The organism is Flagellimonas flava (genome assembly GCF_050617915.1).
Lineage (GTDB): Bacteria > Bacteroidota > Bacteroidia > Flavobacteriales > Flavobacteriaceae > Flagellimonas > Flagellimonas flava_A.
Genome location: NZ_JBODQE010000003.1, coordinates 480,362 through 501,967, shown reverse-complemented (window position 1 = coordinate 501,967; position 21,606 = coordinate 480,362). Strand labels below are relative to the sequence as shown.

At 42.7% G+C, this 21,606-nt stretch carries 15 protein-coding genes; 8 read left to right on the top strand and 7 right to left on the bottom strand.

The genetic code is table 11. From position 1 onward, the window contains the following. Positions 1-24: 24 nt before the first annotated feature. Together ACRHOZ_RS10855 and ACRHOZ_RS10850 are read left to right on the top strand one after the other, a co-directional pair. A complete protein-coding gene (locus ACRHOZ_RS10855) occupies positions 25-573 on the top strand; it encodes a C40 family peptidase (protein WP_431125528.1) in 549 nt (182 codons plus the stop codon). Then, entirely contained in the window at positions 574-2,598 is a 2,025-nt protein-coding gene (locus tag ACRHOZ_RS10850; RefSeq protein ID WP_431125526.1) for a ComEC/Rec2 family competence protein, read from the top strand. Here ACRHOZ_RS10850 and ACRHOZ_RS10845 read toward each other — a convergent pair. Together ACRHOZ_RS10845 and ACRHOZ_RS10840 are read right to left on the bottom strand one after the other, a co-directional pair. Continuing rightward, entirely contained in the window at positions 2,595-4,127 is a 1,533-nt protein-coding gene (locus tag ACRHOZ_RS10845) for a peptide MFS transporter (protein ID WP_431125524.1), read from the bottom strand. The genes ACRHOZ_RS10850 and ACRHOZ_RS10845 overlap by 4 nt on opposite strands. Before the next feature lie 16 nt (positions 4,128-4,143). Next, entirely contained in the window at positions 4,144-6,303 is a 2,160-nt protein-coding gene (locus ACRHOZ_RS10840) for a S9 family peptidase (protein ID WP_431125522.1), read from the bottom strand. A 157-nt stretch (positions 6,304-6,460) separates the two neighbouring features. Between ACRHOZ_RS10840 and ACRHOZ_RS10835 the strand changes: the two genes are divergently transcribed. The 6 genes from ACRHOZ_RS10835 (at position 6,461) to ACRHOZ_RS10810 (ending at position 15,702) form a co-directional block, all read left to right on the top strand. Continuing rightward, positions 6,461-7,777 carry a hydroxymethylglutaryl-CoA reductase, degradative gene (locus ACRHOZ_RS10835; RefSeq protein ID WP_431125520.1) on the top strand — a complete coding sequence of 439 codons (1,317 nt, stop codon included), beginning with the start codon at positions 6,461-6,463 and terminating at the stop codon, positions 7,775-7,777. Beyond that, the gene (locus ACRHOZ_RS10830; RefSeq protein WP_431125518.1) at positions 7,777-8,685 is read left to right on the top strand and encodes a GYDIA family GHMP kinase; all 909 of its coding nucleotides are present in this window, start codon (positions 7,777-7,779) and stop codon (positions 8,683-8,685) included. The genes ACRHOZ_RS10835 and ACRHOZ_RS10830 overlap by 1 nt, the downstream gene beginning before the upstream one ends. A 288-nt stretch (positions 8,686-8,973) precedes the next feature. Then, a complete protein-coding gene (locus tag ACRHOZ_RS10825; RefSeq protein ID WP_431125516.1) occupies positions 8,974-9,561 on the top strand; it encodes a helix-turn-helix domain-containing protein in 588 nt (195 codons plus the stop codon). Positions 9,562-9,889: 328 nt separating this feature from the next. Next, positions 9,890-13,102: a SusC/RagA family TonB-linked outer membrane protein gene (locus tag ACRHOZ_RS10820; protein WP_431125514.1), complete on the top strand. Its 3,213-nt coding sequence runs from the start codon at positions 9,890-9,892 to the stop codon at positions 13,100-13,102. Between the two features lie 9 nt (positions 13,103-13,111). Further along, on the top strand, positions 13,112-14,812 hold the full coding sequence (locus tag ACRHOZ_RS10815; protein WP_431125512.1) for a SusD/RagB family nutrient-binding outer membrane lipoprotein: 1,701 nt from the start codon (positions 13,112-13,114) through the stop codon (positions 14,810-14,812). A gap of 11 nt (positions 14,813-14,823) precedes the next feature. Then, positions 14,824-15,702 (top strand): hypothetical protein, encoded by an 879-nt coding sequence (locus ACRHOZ_RS10810; protein WP_431125510.1) that lies wholly within the window; start codon positions 14,824-14,826, stop codon positions 15,700-15,702. 117 nt (positions 15,703-15,819) lie between these two features. Here the strand turns inward: ACRHOZ_RS10810 and ACRHOZ_RS10805 are convergent, their stop codons facing one another. The 5 genes from ACRHOZ_RS10805 to ACRHOZ_RS10785 all read right to left on the bottom strand — a co-directional run bounded on the left by ACRHOZ_RS10805 (position 15,820) and on the right by ACRHOZ_RS10785 (position 21,509). After that, a complete protein-coding gene (locus ACRHOZ_RS10805; protein ID WP_431125508.1) occupies positions 15,820-17,946 on the bottom strand; it encodes a peptidylprolyl isomerase in 2,127 nt (708 codons plus the stop codon). An 84-nt stretch (positions 17,947-18,030) separates the two neighbouring features. Then, entirely contained in the window at positions 18,031-19,320 is a 1,290-nt protein-coding gene (locus tag ACRHOZ_RS10800) for a hemolysin family protein (RefSeq protein ID WP_431125507.1), read from the bottom strand. A 6-nt stretch (positions 19,321-19,326) separates the two neighbouring features. Then, complete coding sequence (locus tag ACRHOZ_RS10795; RefSeq protein ID WP_431125506.1) at positions 19,327-19,530, bottom strand: hypothetical protein; 204 nt, start codon at positions 19,528-19,530, stop codon at positions 19,327-19,329. Continuing rightward, on the bottom strand, positions 19,523-20,134 hold the full coding sequence (gene lptC / locus ACRHOZ_RS10790) for an LPS export ABC transporter periplasmic protein LptC (RefSeq protein ID WP_431125504.1): 612 nt from the start codon (positions 20,132-20,134) through the stop codon (positions 19,523-19,525). The genes ACRHOZ_RS10795 and lptC overlap by 8 nt, the downstream gene beginning before the upstream one ends. Before the next feature lies 1 nt (position 20,135). Then, positions 20,136-21,509, bottom strand: coding sequence for a tetratricopeptide repeat protein (locus ACRHOZ_RS10785; RefSeq protein WP_431125502.1), 1,374 nt, complete (start codon positions 21,507-21,509; stop codon positions 20,136-20,138). Between the last annotated feature and the right edge of the window lie 97 nt (positions 21,510-21,606).

The following is a 21,606-nucleotide window of genomic DNA, read 5'->3' as shown; positions in this document are numbered from 1 at the left end:
CCACAAGTCACAAACCTACTTAACATGTTACGAAACGTCCTTTGCATTCTTACCCTTTTGTTCCTGCTCGGTTGTGGGGCAAAAAAGAAGCGAACGTATAGTAAAAATAGAACTCCTACCATTACGGTCGAAGGTTCAATCGAGGAAGCTGCACCACCCAAAATCTCTAGAAAAGAAGAAGGCGAAAATACCAAAGCCCAAAGTATCATTGCTACGGCGATGACCTTTTCGGGCACCCGTTACAAATTCGGGGGAACCACCCAGAAAGGCATGGATTGCTCAGGATTGGTGTTTGTTTCGCTCAAGGAAAATGATATCGAATTTCCCAGGGTATCGCACCAGATGGCGGAACATGGAAAACGAATTAAGGTAGGCCAGGTGCAAAAAGGAGATCTTCTTTATTTTAAGACCGGCAAAAGTGGCAAACGCATCAATCATGTGGGATTGGTGGTCGATGTCGACCGAAACGAAATCAAATTTATTCACGCTACAACCTCACGTGGAGTCATAGTTTCTTCCCTTAGGGAAGGGTATTGGAACCACGCCTTTGTCAAGGCCATGAGGATATTGTAAATGCAGCAATTAAATTTTGTGTCCATTAAGTTGACACTCTGCCTAATCGTGGGCATTGTGTTGGGATTTTATTGGAATATTAGGCCCAATTGGGCTTTGATTCTTCTTCTCTCACTACTCCCCTTCCTCTATTTTAGTTCCAAAAGGCAAAAACGTCGAGCCTTCCCATTTTTTGAATGCCTTAGTGCAATAAGCGCAATAATTCTCGGAATTTTTACGGTAACTATTTCAACGTCCAGCACATGGGAAGAAAGGTCTGAAAATCCCAAGGAAGATGTCACAGGCTTATGGGAACTAAAGATTCAGGAAGTCCTAAAACCGAACTCCTATTCCCAGCGATTTATAACCCAGTTGCATTCGTTGGACCGGAGCAAGTCAAGGGGAAAACTGCTGCTTACACTGCCTTTGGATTCCACTGCCAAGAAGCTAAGGGTTGACGACGAGCTTGCACTTTGGGGAAAGGCGGAAACCATCCGCCCCCCTTTAAACCCAAACAGTTTTGACTACCAAGATTATTTGGCCAAACAAGGAATCCGCCATCAAATTCGAGCAGAGCCCAACCAATTTAGGATTCAGGAAAATCCCTCCTCTACGCTATACGGAATAGCCTCCCGTTTTAGGAATCGAATAATTTCCGACTTGAAGCAAGAGGCATTTGGAAAGGAAGAATTAAGCGTAATCCAGGCCTTGGTACTTGGTCAGCGGGATGACATATCTGAGGACACCTACAAAAGTTACAGGGATGCTGGAGCGGTACATATTTTGGCTGTTTCTGGACTACATGTGGGCATCCTGCTTCTTTTGTTTCAATTTTTACTGTCGCCCCTGGAAAGACTCCCAAAGGGGAAAACCTTTAAGTTAATTGCGGTGGTTCTTTTTCTTTGGATGTATGCCTTTATCGCAGGATTATCACCCTCCATTGTTCGAGCGGTTACCATGTTCTCCTTTGTGGCCTATGCCATGCACTTGAACCGTCCCACCAACGCCTTCAACATTTTGGCGCTTTCCATGTTCTTTATCTTGTTGATCAAGCCTTTGTTCCTATTCCAGGTGGGATTTCAAATGAGTTATGCTGCCGTATTTGCCATTGTTTGGCTGTATCCCAAATTGCAACGGTTTTGGTCGCTGGAGAATATCATCTTACAAAAGTCCTGGCAACTTATGTCCGTCAGTATTGCGGCCCAATTGGGTGTTTTGCCTATAAGCCTCTACTATTTTCATCAATTTCCCGCCTTATTCTTTGTTTCCAATCTGTTGGTGGTGCCCTTTCTAGGGCTGTTGTTGGGTATGGGAATTCTAGTCATCGTTCTGTCCTTGGCCCATGCCTTGCCCACTCAAGTGGTGGAGGTATATAACTTTTTAATTGGAACCATGAATGCAGCAGTGGCCTGGGTGGGAAAGCAAGAAGGATTTGTTTTTAGGGACATTCCATTTGACCAAGTTCAGATGGTCTTGGGATATGTTCTCATCATTTCATTGGTTCGAACACTATCCAAACCCAGAGTCAGAAACATTTGGTTTCTGGGCATCAGCATAGCATCAATGCAGCTATGGGTTATTTGGAACCAGTGGCAATCCAATTCCACCCAAAACTTGATCTTGGCCCATCAAACCAAACAAAGCTTGCTGCTCCATCACCAAGCAGACAGCTTAAAAATCCATACGAGTGATACACTTCTCCAACCCATGTGGATTGACAATTTCAAAATTGCAGAGCGCATTGCATCCACCAAAGTGCATGCATTAAAAAACAGTTATCGCCTTAATCAAAATAGAATTTTTGTGGTGGACAGCTTTGGCAACTATCCTATGACTAATGAAATTGATTATCTCCTACTCACCCAATCCCCAAAAGTTCATTTGGGCCGACTCTTGGATTCTGTCCAACCCAAAGTGGTCTTGGCAGATGGTAGCAACTACAGGAGTTATGTGGAGCAATGGAAAACGACCTGCGCCCAAAAAGAAATCCCCTTTCACAGTACCAGTGAAAAGGGATTTTATGTTTTCAATTTTGATGAAGATTAATGGACGTTGCCCATCAAGCGTTTCATCAAGGGGCCAAACAGCAATACCACTGCACCAGCCACTAATGCATAAATGGCTATCAATCGGAATCCATCCAAATAGACATCCAGGGTTTCGAGACCTCCAACATTGCTATCCGTACTTTCAATGGCCAATTGTTTGGAGATGAAACCAACAATTTGGAAGGCGTATGCTGATGAAAGGAACCAAACCCCCATCATAAAGGCCACAATCCTTTTAGGCGATAAATCGGTGATTTTTGATAATCCCACAGGGGACATGAATAATTCTCCTACGGAAATAATAAAATATAGCCAGAGCAAATAGGAAAACGGAACCATCCCATTTTCATCCGCACTACCACCACTTAAGGACACCACATAAAAGGCCAAACCTGCCAACACTAGTCCCATTCCAAATTTGTACGGGGTTCTCGGATTGATCTTCTTTTTGGCCATATAGGTCCACATGATGGAAATAGGGATGGACAAAATAACAATGAACATGGAGTTAAGGGCATTCGTTTGACTCGCATTGATCAAGGTCAAGTCCACATTTCGAGCTGCAAACAAGGTAATCACACTGCCGTGCAGTTCATGAAAGCCCCAGAAAATGGTCATAAAGAATGTAATCAGCAACGCCATAAAGAGCTTTTTGCGCTCATCCACCGTTGATTTGACCATGATTGTTGCCATATAAATCAGCACAACAATCCCCACCAGATAAAACAAGAGGTTTACAATATTGGTATCGGCAAAAGCTGTTCCTTCGGCTCCCAATGACTTGTAGGAGTGCAGTAAAAATGCAATCAAAGGTGCAGACAAAAAGGCCAAAATGGGAATCAAGTGTTTTTGGGGTATTCCCATGACTTTCTTTTCATAAACCTCAACACTGGGAGGTCTTCCTCCGTCACCAAATACATTCTTTTTGATACCACTCCAGAAGAACAGCAGCCCTGTTAACATGCCAATTCCGGCAAGACCAAATCCGTAGTGCCATCCATAAGTTTCTCCAAGCCAGCCACAGAGTAAAGGGGAAACAAATCCTCCAATATTTATTCCCATATAAAATATGGTGAACCCGGAATCCTTTCGGGGATCCCCATCCTTATACAGCGTTCCTACAAAGGTGGATATGTTGGGTTTAAAAAAGCCATTTCCAACAATGATCAAAGCGAGGGCCAGGAAGAAGGCTATATTATGTTCAATGGCCAATACAAAATGTCCTAGGGCCATCAAAATTCCACCTAAAAAAATGGATGCCCGCATTCCTAGAATGGAATCCGAAATCTTACCCCCGATAACTGTGGAAGCATAAACCAAGGAACCATAAGAAGCATAAACTGCCGCTGCGGCATAATCCCTCGTAGCCAATGCCTCAAAAATTACATTGACCATATAGAGCGTGAGCAATGCACGCATTCCATAGAAACTAAAGCGCTCCCACAACTCTGCAAAAAACAGGTAGAATAGGCCTTGTGGGTGCCCAAAGAGCTGCTTTTCGCTAGCCGGTTTTACAATATCTGACATATATTAGATAGTTTGGTTACAAATTTTCCTTGACGAACTTGGTCATCTTACTGAATAGATGGAGTCGGGTATTGCCCCCATAGATCCCATGATTTTTATCAGGATAAATGGCCCAATCAAAATCTTTGTTCGCCTGCACCAAGGCCTCAATCATACGCATAGAATTTTGCACATGCACATTGTCATCCCCTGAGCCATGGACCAAGAGGTATTTTCCCTTTAACAATTCGGGGTAGTTAAAAGGTGAGTTGTCGTCATACCCCCCAGGATTTTCTGCTGGGGTACGCATAAAGCGTTCGGTGTAAATGGTGTCGTAGAATCGCCATGAAGTAACTGGTGCCACGGCAATAGCCATTTCAAAGACATCATTCCCCTTCAACAAGCAGTTGGTACTCATGTGACCTCCATAGCTCCAGCCCCAAATACCGGTACGGTTTTCATCAATATAAGGGCGTTCACTCAGTTTCTTAGCCACCGCTATCTGATCCTCGGTCTCGTATTTTACCAGATTCATATAGGTGACTTTTTTAAAGTCGCGCCCTTTCAAACCAGTTCCCCTTCCATCCACACAGGCCACAATATAGCCTTCGGATGCCAACATTTCGTGCCAGTAATCATTGCTTCCCAACCACCTATTGGCAACCTGTTGGGAACCGGGTCCGCTATATTGGAACATCAAAAGTGGGTACTTTTTATTGGGATCAAAATCCGCAGGTTTGATCATCCACATGTTCAGGTCATTGCCATTGATACTGATTGTTGAAAATTCCTTTGGACTCAATTCATAGCCTTCCAATTTTTCGTCCAGGATTTTATTGTCCTTGATCGTCTTAATTAATTTCCCATCGGAAGCTTGGTGCAATGTAAATTGATATGGAGTGGTGGCACTGGAGTAGGTATTTATATAATAGGTGAAGTTGGAACTAAACGCCGCACCATTGGTACCTTCATTGGCGCTCAACGCTTTCTTTTTCTTTCCATTTGATCCCACGCTGTACACCCCTCGATTTATAGAACCATTTTCCGAGGATTGGTAGTAAATTCGCTTTCGTTTTTCATCATAACCATAATAGGCCGTTACCTCCCAAGGGCCTTGGGTCACTTGGTTTTTCAACTTTCCATCTTTTCCATATAAATAGATATGGTTAAACCCATCCTGTTCGCTCGTCCAGATAAAACTGTCATCCGGTAAAAAGGTAAGATCATCAGTAATGTCCACATAAGCTGCATCTTTTTCTTCCAACAAAAGACCAACTGAGTTGTTAGCCGCGTTGACGGTGTAAATCTTCAAATCATTCTGATGTCTATTGAGGGTCTGGACGCTCAATTCATTGGGATTGTTTTTCCATTTGATCCTTGGAATATAATAGGCATCGCCCAATTCCACATTGGAGATATTTCCCGTGGCGGCATCATACATGTGAAGACTTACCGTGGCATTTTCCTCTCCTGCTTTAGGGTATTTGAATTCATACTGAAAAGGATACAGATTCTGTCCAAAAACATCCATTGAAAAATGGGGAACATTGGTCTCATCAAATCGAAGGAAGGCAATCTTGCTCCCATCGCTGTTCCATGCAAAAGCCCTTACAAAGGCAAACTCTTCCTCATAAACCCAATCGGTAACGCCATTGATAATGGTTCCCTTGCTCCCATCCGAAGTAATTTGCTTTGTGGATTTAGACCCTAGATCAAACACATAAATATTGTTATTGTGGACATAGGCCACAGCTGACCCATCCGGAGATAGCAAAGGCTCCTGAATTTTTTGATCGGAAATCTTGGTGATGCTTTTTGCTCCTACGTCATATACATAATAGATGCCCAGACGTGAATGTCTAAAAATGGGCTCTATTTCCGTGGCCAATAAAACTTTGGACTCATCCTTACTAAAGGTATAGGAACTGAAAAAGGGAACATCACCAGAGGAGGCTACAATGGTTTCCACCTTTTCTGAGGTTTCATAATTGTATTTATCCAAACTACTGGATCTTGGGGATCTGTTGAAATTAAGAACTGTATAGTCCGTTCCATTTTTCATGGAGCGGAGTGCATCCATATATTCTGTTCTAAAAGACCCTTGCCAGATATCTTCAAGGGTTATTTTCTTTTTTTGGGCTTGCGAAAGTGTTAAAAATCCGAGGGTAAAAATGTAAATTAGGAATTTGTTTCCCATGAATACTGATAATTGATTACAAACCGTCAAGTTTACTAATATTTTATCAATTAATAAACTATGTGTTTACACTTAACACCGGAAATCTTTCCGATTTGATCCAAATCCTAGCCAAAAATGGGATTATCCTTATATTTGAATCCTTTAACCAAGCACCATGAATACTCCTGTTGAAGGATTTTCCAAGCTTTCCAAAAGCGAAAAAATCGATTGGATCGCGGAACAGTATACCAAAGACCCCATCGCTTCAAAAGCTCTGTTGGAACAATACTGGAACGAAGACCCCAAGGTTCAAAAGGTGCATGATGAGTTTATCGAAAACACCTTATCCAATTATTACCTTCCATTTGCCGTGGCTCCCAATTTTTTGCTCAATGGAAAGTTCTACGCCATTCCCATGGTCATTGAGGAAAGTTCGGTGGTCGCGGCAGCGAGCAATGCCGCCAAGTTTTGGTTGAGCCGTGGTGGTTTTAAATCCGAAATTATCGGTACCGAAAAAGTGGGTCAGGTCCATTTTATGTTTCATGGCGACACGGAGAAACTACCACCGTTTTTTGCACAGCTTAAACCAAAGCTGATCAGCGGTGTATCCGCGATTACCAAAAACATGGAAAAGCGTGGCGGTGGGGTAAAGGATATTGAACTCCGAAGTCTGGACGACAAGCTTAAGGGATACCATCAACTGCACTGCACTTTTGAGACCCTGGATGCCATGGGCGCCAATTTCATCAACTCCTGCCTGGAGCAGTTTGCCAAGACCTTAAAATCCGAAGCCAAAACGTATGCTGCGTTCACACCTGAGGAAGCAGAAGTGGAAGTGGTCATGAGCATACTTTCCAATTATGTTCCCCAATGTTTGGTAAAAGCAGAGGTTAACTGTCCTATATCCGACTTGGATCAAGCTGGTATCCATGGGCAAGAATTTGCCCAAAAAATAGTTCGGGCAGTGGAGATTGCCAAGGCAGAACCACACAGGGCAGTTACCCACAACAAGGGCATTATGAACGGAGTGGATGCAGTGGTCCTCGCCACTGGAAATGATTTTAGGGCCATAGAAGCCGGGGTACATGCCTATGCAGCCAAAGAAGGACATTATTCCAGTTTGACGCATGCCAAAATTGAAGATGGTATCTTTTCATTCTGGATTGAATTGCCTTTGGCCCTGGGCACCGTGGGCGGACTTACGTCGCTTCATCCCATGGTTAAACTTGCCTTGGAAATTCTTGGGGAACCTACTGCCAAAGAACTGATGCAGGTGGTCGCGGTAGCCGGATTGGCCCAAAATTTTGCCGCGTTGCGATCCTTGGTCACCACGGGGATACAAAAAGGGCATATGAAAATGCACTTGATGAACATGCTCAACCAAATGGGAGCAAGTGAAAGCGAAAAAAAACAACTTGTCAATTATTTTAAGGACCATACAGTTACCAATGCATCCGTTAAGGAAGCCTTGGAAAAGATCCAGTCGCAATAATGCAACAAGAATTTTATAGCAATGGAAAACTGTTGCTCTCCGGGGAGTATGCTATTCTGGATGGAGCTGTTGGGCTCGCCGTGCCCACTAAGTTTGGACAATCACTCCAGATTTCTCCCATAACTTCCAACAAATTGGAGTGGAGGAGTTTTGATGTGGATAATTCCTTATGGTTTGAAGCACAATTTGCTATTCCCGAACTTAAGCTTCTAGCATCCAATGACAAGGATGCCTCAAATCGCCTGAAACAGATTTTCATGGGGGTTAGAGAAACTAACGGTGAGTTCTTGGTTTATGAAGAAGGACTAATGGTAGAAACCCGATTAAGCTTTCCACGAAATTGGGGGCTTGGCACATCCTCCACTTTGATCAACAATATTGCCCAATGGGCCATGGTGGATGCCCACGACTTATTGCATAGCTCTTTTGGGGGAAGCGGTTATGATATTGCTTGTGCACAGCACAACTCCCCTTTGTTATACCATCTTAGAGACAACCACCCCAGCGTTCAAGAAGTTCGGTTTGATCCTCCCTTTAAGGAAAATCTATTTTTTGTCTATCTCAATGAAAAACAAAACAGCAGGGATGCCATTGCCAACTATCGTTTGCTCGAATTTGACAAGGCCGAATTGGTGCATAATTTGACCCATATCACCAAAAACATGGTGACATGCAGCACTCTAGTGGAGTTTGAAGCGCTGATGGATTTGCATGAACAAACCTTGTCGGAAGTATTAAAAGTACCTACAGTCAAAAACAGATTGTTCCCGGATTATCCTAAATCCATCAAAAGTCTGGGTGCCTGGGGAGGCGACTTTGTTTTGGCTACTGGCAGTCCAGAAGATCAATTGTATTTTAAGAATACGGGATATGCCACTATACTTCCCTATTCCGACATGGTGCTCTAAGTAGTTCACCTTTCCACTTGGGAATCCAATTCCAACGTACCACCGAACTACTTAAAAGGGCAAATACCTTTCAAAAACCCTTATCCGTAAACTGAAATGGGGCATTCGTCAATTTGGGCAGTATAAACATCATGGGTTTTCAGAATTTTCCATTGAAACATAAATGGCGAAAATTCAGATACTATGGTGTCTCCTTGGGATTTTACTTTATTATTCTTCTTATTTCAAATAGTGCTGATTACAGTAATATCCCTTTGGAAAAGGAAGAAAAATCGAAAAGAACAGAAAATGGCACTGCTTTTTGTGGTGTTGCTGTCCTATAATGCCTTTCTCACGTACTACGGTTGGGGCAATTCCAAAGAGGAGTTTTATATAGTGATGAGCTACGTGCAGTTTGTTCCCTTGCTTTTGCTTACCATTACCTTTTATATAAAGCCCTGGCGGGTTAAGTCCATAAATCAAAGGATACCACAGCATCTATGGTCCTTGGGGGGAAATCACAAATATGAAAAAACAGGGCTTTCCAAGGCCTTTTCCCATGAACTAAAGAACAAACTGGAACATCTGATGTTGACCCAAAAACCCTATTTGAATCAGGAATTAAGACTGGATGACATTGCCAAATTATTGGATATTTCCCGTCATCATGCTTCACAAGTAATCAATGAGAATTTTGGTCTAAATTTTTACGAATATGTCAATAGGTTTAGAATTGAAGAAGCCAAAAAGAAGCTAATGGCCCAAACGGAACATACTGCTCCCTCTATTTCCGAGGTGGCCTATCAATGCGGATTTAACAACAGGGTTTCCTTTTACAAAGCATTCAGAAAAATGACCCATTCCACACCTTCGGAATTTATGGGCAAGGTGGCCTAGGAAATCATGATCTGTATTGGCCCCAGACGGTTTTAAATGTCTGCATCAATTGCATCATCCTTCTTTATCAGTGATCCCAACTATTACGATCAGCCACCGTTTCGATTCATGGGCTAGCCTGTAAATCTCGTTCGGCAATTGTGTAAAGGTTTTTAAGGGTTAACAAAGTCCGTGTTTTCAATTCGTTTTTTTGCTCGGCAATCTTCGAAAAACAGGAGCCAACTTTTCTTCCCCATTTATTTCCATGAGGATTATTTGAATTAGCTGACAAATACAAAGTTGAACTCCTGTTTGGTCGATTGCTCTGACTAACTCTTAATTATTATTTATGAAATCAAAAAATCTATGCATGATGCTGGTGCTATTGCTTTGCATAAGCGCAACTGCACTGGCACAAGAGAAGAATGTTTCGGGTACCGTTTCCGACCAAAATGGATTTCCGCTCCCGGGTGTGAACATTGTTGTTTCGGGAACAAGTACAGGCACCCAATCCGACTTTGATGGAAAATACTCCATTGTGGCCAGTCAAGGCCAAACCTTGGTATTCTCCTATTTGGGTCAAAAGGATGTGAGCGTTGCTGTGGGAACAAGCAACACCATCAATGTACAAATGGAAGAAGATGCCGAAGCCCTTGAAGAAGTTGTGGTAACCGCGCAAGGGGTGAAAAGAGAGAAAAAAGCCTTGGGATATGCGGTAACCACCCTTAAAGGAGAAGATATCGCCGAACGTCCCGAAACGGATGTTGCCCGAGCATTATCTGGGCAGGTTGCCGGGGTCAACATTCTTGGTGGAAGTGGTCTGGCAGGAAGTGGAACCAATATTACCATAAGAGGTTTCTCCACCATGACGGGTAGCAACCAACCCCTTATCATAGTGGATGGGGTTCCGTTCAGCAACGACACCAATGAGACCAGTACTTTTTCAACAAGTGAATCAGGAAACAACTCTGCGAGTAGATTGTTGGACCTGGATCCCAACAACATTTCCAGTTTAAGTGTTTTAAAAGGTCTAAGTGCCACCGTCCTATATGGGGAGCAAGGCCGTAATGGGGTTATACTCATCACAACAAAGGCGGGAGGAGGCAGTTTATCCCAAGGTAAAATGGAAGTATCGGTTAGCTCATCATACTTCTTTGAAAAAATATCCTCAACCCCGGACTATCAAAACAGATATGGCAACGGGTGGCAGCAAAGTAGAGGTAAGGCATTCAGCAACTGGGGTTCCGAACTTACCGGAGAGCTAATTCTTCATCCTTATTCCGGGAACGCATACAACAGCGTCCAAACAGGAGGTGGGACATTTGACCAGTTCTTCCCTCAATTTGCGGGGAACACCTCTTATCCATACCAAGCTTATAATAGTGTTGAAAAATTCTTTAAGCCAGGTTATACGGCAATCAACAATATTAATGTATCCAAGGCTACTGAAAATGGACGTTTTAACCTCAGTTATTCCAATAGCGACCAAAAGGGGTTTACCCCTAACAATACCTTAAGGCGTAACAACTTTAACGTGGGAGGGACAGTTAAGCTATCCAACAAATTCACCTTTAGCGGAACCATGAGTTATGCCAATACGGATAAAAGAAATCCCCCCAATGCGGCAAGTACAGGTTCCGCAAATCTGGCAGTGGGCAGTGCATCTGGTATTTTCGCAAACGTATTGTATACCCCTAGATCGGTAGACTTAATGGGTCTCCCCTATGAAGATGATTTACATAGGAGTGTTTATTATAGATCCAACAACAGTATTCAAAACCCCCGATGGACGGCTGAAAATGAAATAGACGAAGAAGTTACCGATCGGACTTTCTTCTCTATGTCCGGAACCTACCAGTTCAATGATGCTCTATCCGCGACTTGGAGAACTGGCTTTGACGGTTATAACGAGACATCCTCATTTAAAGTAAACAAAGGCGGGATATACTTGTCCAATGGGCTCTATTATGAATCCAGATTCACAGGTAAAATATGGGACCACTCCATATTACTTAATTATGACAAGGATTTCTCAGATAAACTGAACTTAAGTGTTACCGCTGGGGCCAATGCCAGAAGAAACACCTTGACTTCCTCTTCTGTTCAATATGACAGACAATTGATATACGGAGCCTTCTTTGCCAACAATTTTGAGGATAGGGTGGGAACTGATCTATATCAGGAACAAGAAAATGTCTTTGGAGCATATATGTCAGCCACTCTCGGCATCAACAGTTTTGCTTATTTAAACGTTTCTGGCAGAAATGACTGGTCTTCAACCCACGAAAGCGGCAACAATAGTATTGCTTATCCCAGTGCCAGTATTTCTTTTATACCAACAGCGGCCTTTGAAGGATTGCAGAGTAAAAATGGCCTTAATTATTTAAAGCTAAGGTTTGGGTATGGAAGTTCAGCAAACTTTGCCAGCCCATACGTAACAGGTGATAGGTTGGGTGTGGCCGCTAAAGCCTGGCTGGACGCCAATGGCAATACCGTAAATATCAATGGTAGTCCAATAAACATTGATGACAGTGGAGTAAATAGACTTGGGAACCCTAATCTTAAACCAGAATTGGTCTCTGAGTTGGAACTGGGTATGGATTTGAAAGCTTTTAATAATCGATTTGGCTTGGAAGGCAGTGTTTATACAAAAGAGGCCACAGATCAAATATTGGATAGAAGATTGGATCCGGCATCCGGCTACACGGTGACTGCTGTAAACGCAGGAAAATTGGAAACCAAAGGATTTGAAGCTGGGTTCAATGTTACACCTGTCCTCACCGATAACTTCCAATGGAATTTCATTGCCAATTTTGATGCGTACGAAAGTACGGTAACCGAACTTCCAGGCGGTGAGGAAGATCAACTGTTCCTTTCAGGTCCTTACTCCAATCTAGGGAATTTTGCGGTACAGGGGCAGCCCTATAATGTCATTGTAGGTACCCCAATCCAAAGAGACGACGAAGGCAACCCCATTGTTGGTGCCGATGGACTTTACTTGGATGAAGATAAATTGGATATTATTGGTGACCCAAACCCAGATTGGCAGGGTACATTAATAAACACATTTGACTATAAGAACTTCTCCTTGGGAATGCAATGGAATTACCAACATGGAGGAGATATGTATTCGGCGACTGCCGCCACTTTGACCATTAGAGGACTGGCGGGCGAAACAGGTTTTGATAGGACCATACCCATCATCGCTCCCGGTGTTAAACAGGATGGAACTCCCAATGACATCCAGATTACCCAAAACGATCATTACTGGGAAAATCTTGGGGAGGATGAGTTCAGAATTTATGATGCCACACATTTAAGACTCCGAGAGGTCTCGTTATCCTATTCCTTTTCTAAAGAATCGCTGGAAAATACACCTTTTGGTAACGTAACCATTACCGCCACAGGTAACAACATGTGGTTCAAGGCATTCAACTTTCCAGACTCCATCAATTTTGACCCATCAGTATCCAGTGAAGGGGTGGGCAATTCAAGAGGTTTTGATCTATTGACCGGTCCCACCGCTAAAAGATATGGTTTAACAGTTCGCGCATCATTCTAAAAAACAAACATGAAAACAATATATAAGAAAATTACTGCCCTTATTGCATTATCATTATTGATAGGCCTTGGGGCTTGTGAATCCGTTGATTTGGACGTAAACGAAAATCCCAACACGGCTACTCCGGCCAATTCCGACATTAACCTTTTGCTCAATGGGGCCATGCTCAATTTTTCAAAATGGCTGGGAGAAGAAGATGAGGACAACCGTATTGGGTTTGAGGCCGGAATGGAAGTTGTGCGCATGTTGCACATGTATGGCCCATTATACGAAAATGCCTTTCAACCAGGCGATTTTGACGATGTCTGGCGACAGGCTTTCAGTGGTCACCTTTCTGACATCCAAACCATCAAAACCATATCCGATGAAGCTGATCTGTTTCATCATAAAGGAGTGGCCCAGATTTTGGAATCCTATACCTTGACCACCTTGGTGGATTATTTCGGGGATATTCCCTATTCCACAGCCTTCCAAGGAGCAGATGAATTTAATGCTTCCTTGGACGAGGATGCAGAAGTATATGACGTAGCCATGACCCTTTTGGATGAAGCCATTGATAACCTCTCTGAAGAACCCGCAACAAGTATCCCATCAACAGGGGATATCTTCTACTTTGGAGATGTTACAAAGTGGATTACTTTGGCCAAAACCCTAAAGCTTAGAATATATAATAACACCAGATTGGTAGATCCTTCTTCTTCCCTGGCGGGTATCAATGCGCTTTTGGAAGATGGGGATTTAATTGATGACATAAGTCCAGACGGCCTTAGTGAGGATTTTGAAGTAAAATATGGAACCAATGCTTCCGCTCCGGATGTTAGACACCCTCAGTTCATCAACAATTACCAAAACACCCCCAGCGGGGAATACATGAATATGTACTTCATGAATCTTATGGTTAACGGTTTTGAAAGTGGTCCAGATCCACGAACCCGCTATTATTTTTACAGGCAGGTTTCCGATTTCCCTGCCGCAGATGCCCAAGGGATATTTGACTTTCCATGTCTGGCTGAAAGTTACCCAACCCATTACACCCAAGGTGTGGATGCTTTCTGTACCTCTATTGGAAGCGGTTACTGGGGAAGAATACATGGTGACGCTCAAGGCCTACCTTCAGATTCTGATAAGATCACCACTTGGGGCACGTATCCCATTGGCGGAAAATTTGATGATGACGCCTTTGAACCCGTAGGGATTTCATCTGGAATGGGGGGCGCCGGTGTTAATCCAATTGTGCTTTCTTCCTTTGTGTATTTTATGAGGGCTGAAGCCGCTTTGACTTTAGGTACATCCGACAATGACATCGAAATGTTAAGAGAGGGAATCTGGTCCTCCATGAACAAAGTAGTAAACTTCGACTCCAACACGGCAGGAAGCGATTTTGCTCCAACCGACGATGACCTTAATACCTACGTCCTGGAAATCCTAGCTGATTATGTTGGGGCTGAAAATGATGAGGAAAGGCTAAACATCATCATGACACAAGCCTATATTGCTAATTGGGGCAATGTGGTGGAAGCCTATAACAATTACAGAAGAACGGGCATGCCTTTGGATATGACCCCCACCCAGTTGGAAAACTCAGGAGCTTTTATTCGGTCTTTCAAGTATCCTTCAGTAGCCATTGATAACAATCCTAACATTGATCCTAAGCCCAACCAAGCTGTAAAAGTATTTTGGGATTTGGGTGATTCAGATTTAGACTTTTAAAAAATTCAACTATGAAAAATATATATAGACTTTTTGCCTTGGTATTTATATTCGCAGGATTTTGTGCCTGTGAAGATGAAGATAAAACCACCTATTTACATTCTCCAGATCTACAGCAAGGTGCCTATTTCAGGAATATTGAAAATGGAGGGATTTTTAATAAAAATGATGGTTTTGTGGTATCCAGCTATTCCTTAACGGGAGAGGTTGTATCACAAGATGCAACGGAGGTGGCTTCCTTGGATTTTAGTATTGCCTTTCAGGACAATTCTACCGACGGGGATCCCGATACCGAAGATGATTCTTCTGTGGCTCCAGTATTAATAGAAACAGTCAATGTGTCCTCTCTTACTTCCAATTCCAACGGCTTTCCAGAAAAGACCTTTGAATTAACAGCTGATGAAATTTTTACAGCTTTAAACTTAGACGCTACGGAAATTGAAGGGGGAGATCTGTTCATCTTCTCCATTGCCATCAAAATGACTGATGGTACCGTATTCACCTCTTCCAATACCGGGGATAGTGTACGCGGGGAGCTTTTTTTCAGATCCCCCTTGGATTACACCTCAACTATTGTGTGTCTGGACGCCCCAACTCCAGGTGATTGGGTTTTAGACATGCAAGATCTTTATGGAGATGGCTGGAATGGGGGAGCCATTACTGTCAATATGGATGGGGTTTTATCCACTTATTCTGTTTCTGCAGAATCCGGATCAGCCCAAACAGAAACTATTTCAGTACCAGAAGGCACCTATGTATTTACTTGGACATATACCTCCGGAGATTGGGAAGGAGAAAATGTATACACCTTAACAGACCCAAATGATAATGTGATTTTGGATGAAGGCCCCAACCCTACTGAAGGTGAATTACTCAATCAATGTGATTAACCAACAGTCCTAAGTCCAACATCCACTAGGTAGGTCTGTCCATAGGAACAATCCTTAGTTAGTTAAAAAAAAGCCTCCCTTTAAGGGAGGCTTTTATGCTGTACTATTTGTTGTCTACTAATAAAAAGTAGCGCGCTTGTCCTCAATGTCGGCACCATCTTTAAGTGCGTTGTACACCGCTCCGTTTACCCTATTGGCTGCATTGGTACGCAAGGTTTTGGCATAGGTGCTAAAGTTATCCACACTAGGTGCTTCATCTTTCTTTGTCACTTGGATCATAAATACTCCTGTTTCTCCTTTAATAAGACCTGAGGTTGCACCTTGGTCCAATGCAAAGGCGGTACCCACTACCAATGGCTCCCTTCCTGCTCCAGGTAGGGTTGGTGACTTCATGGTCAATGCAGAGGCATTGGACTTGGCTACGTTGCTCGCCGAAGCAAAGGCATCCAAATCCATATTGGAATGTGCGGATATGATTTGCTCGGCCTTACGCTCTTTTCTTATGAGCGGTAAAGCTGTGGCAGAAGCATCCTCTGGAGTCATTAATCCTTCCTTGTATTTCTTGGTCACCTGTACAACGGCATAACCGTTATTGATGTTGAAACGTCTAATGTCTCCCACCTTGGTATCATCGTTAAAAGCCCACTGAACAATTCCCCGTTGTGTGGAAAGTCCAGGTAGGTTTTCATCCAATTCCTTGATTTTGTTAACTGGTCTAACCACATAACTGCTTTCTGTAGCAATATCGCTAAACGCTTCCGGCTCGGCATCAATCGCCGCCATTTCAAATTTGGTGGCATCGGTGAACAAAGTATTGATGGTTTCCTCAGATGGTTCTACCTCACGCGAAAGGGTCGCAACCTGGAGCAAATCTTGCTTGTCATCAATCTTGATGATATGGAATCCGAAAGGTGTTTCCACCATTCCAATTTCATCCAAGTCGTGCTCAAAAAGGAAGTTTCTGTAATTTTCCGCCAACCCAAGATCGGTTTGTCTGAAGTATCCGATATCACCAGAACGCTGAACCGCTGTTGGGTCATCTGAATGTTCCCTCGCAAGTGCCGCAAAATTGGCATCTGCTTTAGTAGCTTCCTCCAACATTTTCTTAGCTTCTTCCTCAGCCTCTTCCTTGGTTCTTGTGATATCTGCCCCAGCTCTTTCCGAACCTTCATAAGCAAAAAGAATATGACTGGACTTTACGGCTCCTTCGGCCTTCTTGTCCAACACCTTGGTCACTCTAAAGAAATCACCATCACGGTATGGTCCGTACACTTCGCCAATGGACAATCCCATTAAGGTGTCGGCTGCAATGGATGGCAGTTCACTTTTGGTTTTGAAAATGCTATCGTATTTGGTATCAGAATTTCTATCCAAGAAAGCTGCGATGTCATCTGTATTGGAAAATTGCTTTTCCACATAGGTGGTATCCGCAGCGTTGGTTACCTTGTCCTCAATTAAATTGGTGATATCCTCTTTCACCTGATTCTCATCTCCCAAAGAAGGCTTTTCCTCAAAGTAAACAAAGCGGATATCCCTAGATTTTTCTTGTTTGAATTGATCTTGATGGTTGTTGATATACGTTTGGATGTCATCCTTTGAAACTTGAATAGTACTATCAGCAATGGCCGTATAGGGTACACGTACGTACTGGATGTCCACCTTCTCGTTGGCCATTTTGTAATCAAACTCCCCTTCGGCAAGGGTGGCCCCCACACCTCCTTTGATCAAGTTAAAATACAAACGCTCTTTAGCAGATTGAATGATACGTGCCTCATCCTGCAACCAAGCATCGTACCGTAAAGGGTCATTTACGCTCCAGTTGGCAACGGCACTTCGGAATACTTCGGCATTGAAAATCCCATTCTCATCCTGGAATTCCGGAATTTGGGCATAACCGGATGTCCTCACAAACTCAATGATCTGATCGCTCTCCACATCAATTCCCAAATCCTTGAACTGCTGATCCAAAATGGTGTTTCTTACTTGCTGCTCGTACACCTGGTTCACCAATTGTGTATTGGAAAAAGTAGGGCCAAAACGTCTTGAAGCAGACTCTACCTCTTTTCTAAAATCGTCAATGGAAATACTCTCCCCATTAATCTCAGCCACCGCGGAGCCAACTTTGGCACCTCCTGCAAAATCATTGCTGGTAAAGACTCCTGATATTACAAAGGCGAACAGGGCCATCCCGATAATTAAAATCAGCACAGTTGTTCGTTTCCTAATATTCTCTAATATTGCCATTTTACTGCTTGTTTTCTATATTTTCAGTGGGCGAAAATACCATTTTCTTTTCAAATAGGAAAGCTTAAAAAAGCTTGGAAATTGTTAATCTTCAGGGAAAACCTGTAGGTTCACCAAATCGATTTTGGTATTGGACACTTCCAATATCTTGAATAAGAAATTATCGATTTTCACCTCCGAATCTTGTTCCGGAATCTCTCCCGTTCCATTCATGATTAGTCCACCCAATGTTTCGTACTCCTCACTTACCGGGAGTTCCAACTTATAATTTTCGTTGATGTAGTCCACCTCCAGACGGGCAGAGAACTTGTAAACGTTCTCGCTCAGTTGTTCTTCATGCAAGTCTGTGCTGTCGTGCTCATCCTCAATCTCCCCAAACAGTTCTTCTATGATGTCTTCCACAGTCATGATGCCCGATGTGCCCCCATATTCATCCAAGACCACTGCCATACTCTTCCTTTTTTTGGTAAGTACATTAAGGATATCCTGAATCAACATGGTTTCCGGGACAAATTCCACAGGAAGCAAAATACTTTTAATGGTTTTGGGCTTTTTGAAGAGTTCATAGGAATGTATATAACCTATGATCTCATCTATGCTTTCATTATAGACCAAGATTTTGGAATATCCCGTTTCCGAAAACAGTTTGGCCAGATTCTTTGGAGTCTCATCCAGCTCCACCGCCATAATTTCGGTTCTGGGAACCATGGCCTCCCTTGCCTTTACATTGGAAAATTCCAGGGCCTTCTGGAAAATCTGGATTTCTGAATCCACTTCATCTTCTTCCTCCACCGTTTCCATTTGTTCGGTAATGTAATCCCCAAGTTCCAATTTGGTAAAAGCCAGTTGCACCTCGTCCCCATCGGTCTTGAAAAAGACCCGTAAGATGAAATCCGACACTTTGATCACAAACCAAGAAATAAAAGAGAACAGTACATAAAAGAAATATGCAGGAATGGCAAAGAACTTCAGTAAGGTGTTGGAATAAATCTGAAAGAGCACCTTGGGTAGAAACTCAGCAGTGATCAATATGATGAAAGTGGAAATGATGGTTTGTGACAGCAAGCTAAAATCTGTCAGCATGGCGTTCAGAAACTCACTTGTTGTGGGCAGCAGGGTTTGAAACCATTCCATTAGCATATCACCCATAAAAAGCCCGTAGACCACTAAAGCAATATTGTTGCCTATGAGCATGGTGGCAATAAACTTGGATGGTTTATCGGTTAGCCAGGTAAGTACCTTGGCAAAAAAACCTTCCTGCTTTTTCTCAATTTCTATATGGATCCGGTTGGCGGAAACAAACGCAATTTCCATTCCGGAAAAGAAAGCCGAAAACAGTAAAGACAATACTATTATGATCAGCGAAGGGTCCAAACAATATTACTGTTGGTTATCTTGTTTTCGTTGCTCAAAGCGTTTGCGGTACTTTCTCCTAAAAAGAAACATGGCAATGGAGACCACCGCGAAAAAAATAAATATATAGGTCTCTTTGGGCTCTATGCTCCACAAGGTGGCCACCTTGTAAATGGAAACAATGGCAACTGCCAAATACAGGTATTCGGTATATCTTAAAATCTTAATCATCCAGTTCTTTTTCTTTTATTGTCATTAGACCAAAGGTCTTATGGGCCTTAAAATAACTTCGGTTTCTATTGAAATCCATTCCTTCCCCATTCATAATGGAACCATCTTCAGGATTGGTAAAAGTGAACTCCTCCTCTGTAAATATCCAATTGTTGGATCGGTCAAAAAACATTTGTGGTGCCTCCAATTTTTTCCCATCATGACTTTCCAGAACCACATTGCCCTGTAAGTCAATCAGGTCCGTTTGGGTATACACAATTCCATAATCCGCGGTAATAACACTCTTCTGATTGCTATCATCAAAAAAGTCCACCTGGAGTCCACTAGGAAAGGTACGAAATTTAAAAACTTGGTTATCGAAGTCCTCATATACAGGACTTGTAAGAATGGCAATGACCCGTGAGCTATCTTGATCTTGGGTTCCCATTTCTTCAGGTGTTTCGGTGTAGGTGAGGGTCAAATTTTGTGCTATTCCTTGCGGATAAATTGGCTTTACAGCTTCTTCCCCAACCCTTTCATAGTTGTCCCCACAGGACATAAAAAGGATTGCCACGGTAAAAACCGTGGCAAAACACTTTAAAATATTTCTTGATTTTCGAATCACACTATAGATTAGGTACTCTTACGCTACCTCCAACCCAGCAGCTGAAACTAACCGTTTTACCAGCCATTCCAGAACTAAATATCATCTCTTTGGTGGGAGCCCTTTCAGTATAACTTGAAGCAGATTGATTGGCACGTCCACTCAAAGATGGATCTACACGGCCAGCTTTTCTGGCCATTTCCGCAGCTCTCCAATAAATTGCTCTTTTCTCAAACGGAGTGCTACCACAAGCATTTGCACTTGTAGCGTACAAATTGGCTATCAACAAATACGCCTTACCATTGGCCGGATTGGCATTGATTGCTTTTTGGGCGTAGTTCCTTGCCTGGGATTTGCTACTTCTTCTAACCGTAGTAGCAATCTTGTAAAGGATGTTGGATTTTCTATATGGATCCGTCTCCAATTCCACAGCTTTGTTAAAGTCATCTATGGCACCACTGTTATCCCCTGCTTTTTGTTTCAGCACGCCACCATACATATAGGCATCTGCAGAAGGATCCAAGGCCAACTGGGCCTCAAATAATTTTCTAAACATGGGATCGTCCGTACATTCTTTGGAGAACATTCTTCCAACAGCTCGTTTTACCCAGTTTACATCACCCTTCTTGGCGTCATAATTCTTTTCGTAAAGGGGAATCAAGTTTTCGCAATTTGCCAAATCCCCTAATTTGGTATCGATACTGGAAGCAATTTGACCATAAGACTTGGAATTGGTCTCATATACCTTTTTAAGACGTCCTTCTTTGGAGGTCAATGCCGTACCAGCATCTTCTTTTTCCAACAATTTGCTCAGTGCATCTGTAAGCTTTTTGTTTTCCGCTTCAACTTTTTCGGTTACATCATCATAGTTGTCAAATACCTCCTGAAGATCTTTGGAACCGGCCTTATGCAAATCAACCAATGTCGAGAAATAAAGATAAAGGGCTTTCGGGTTTTTGAAGTTTTTTCGGTCTTCCTTAAACGCTTTATCCAACATTTCATACAATTGGGCATCAGAGGCCATTTTGTTGTCATACATCAAAAGGGCTTTATCAATTGCCACCCCTGCAACGGAGAACTTTGTTGGGAAGAATTTTAGACTATTATCGTAAAGGGACATCAAATCTTGGATATATCCATCTTTGTCCGCCCCAGAAGAATTCTTGATTTTATGGGAAAGTATTTTTTCGCCGTAGGAGAAATTGGCCTTGTTGATGTCAGGGCAACTTTCATACACCATTTTCCATGGTTCGTACGCGGCGTCATAATTTTTAACCTTAGCGTGCTCTGCATAAATGGAAAGATTGGTCATGCACTCTGGATTCTGTGCTTGGGCCATACTTAATCCCATCGACATAAGTACCGCTATCATCGTTAAGTAGTGTTTCTTCGTCATCTTACTAATTTTAAAGTGGTTAATGTACAAATTTTCATGAAAAAAATATCTTAAAGGAGCAGATATCACAGGTATTTTGCAGATATCAAAATAAAAT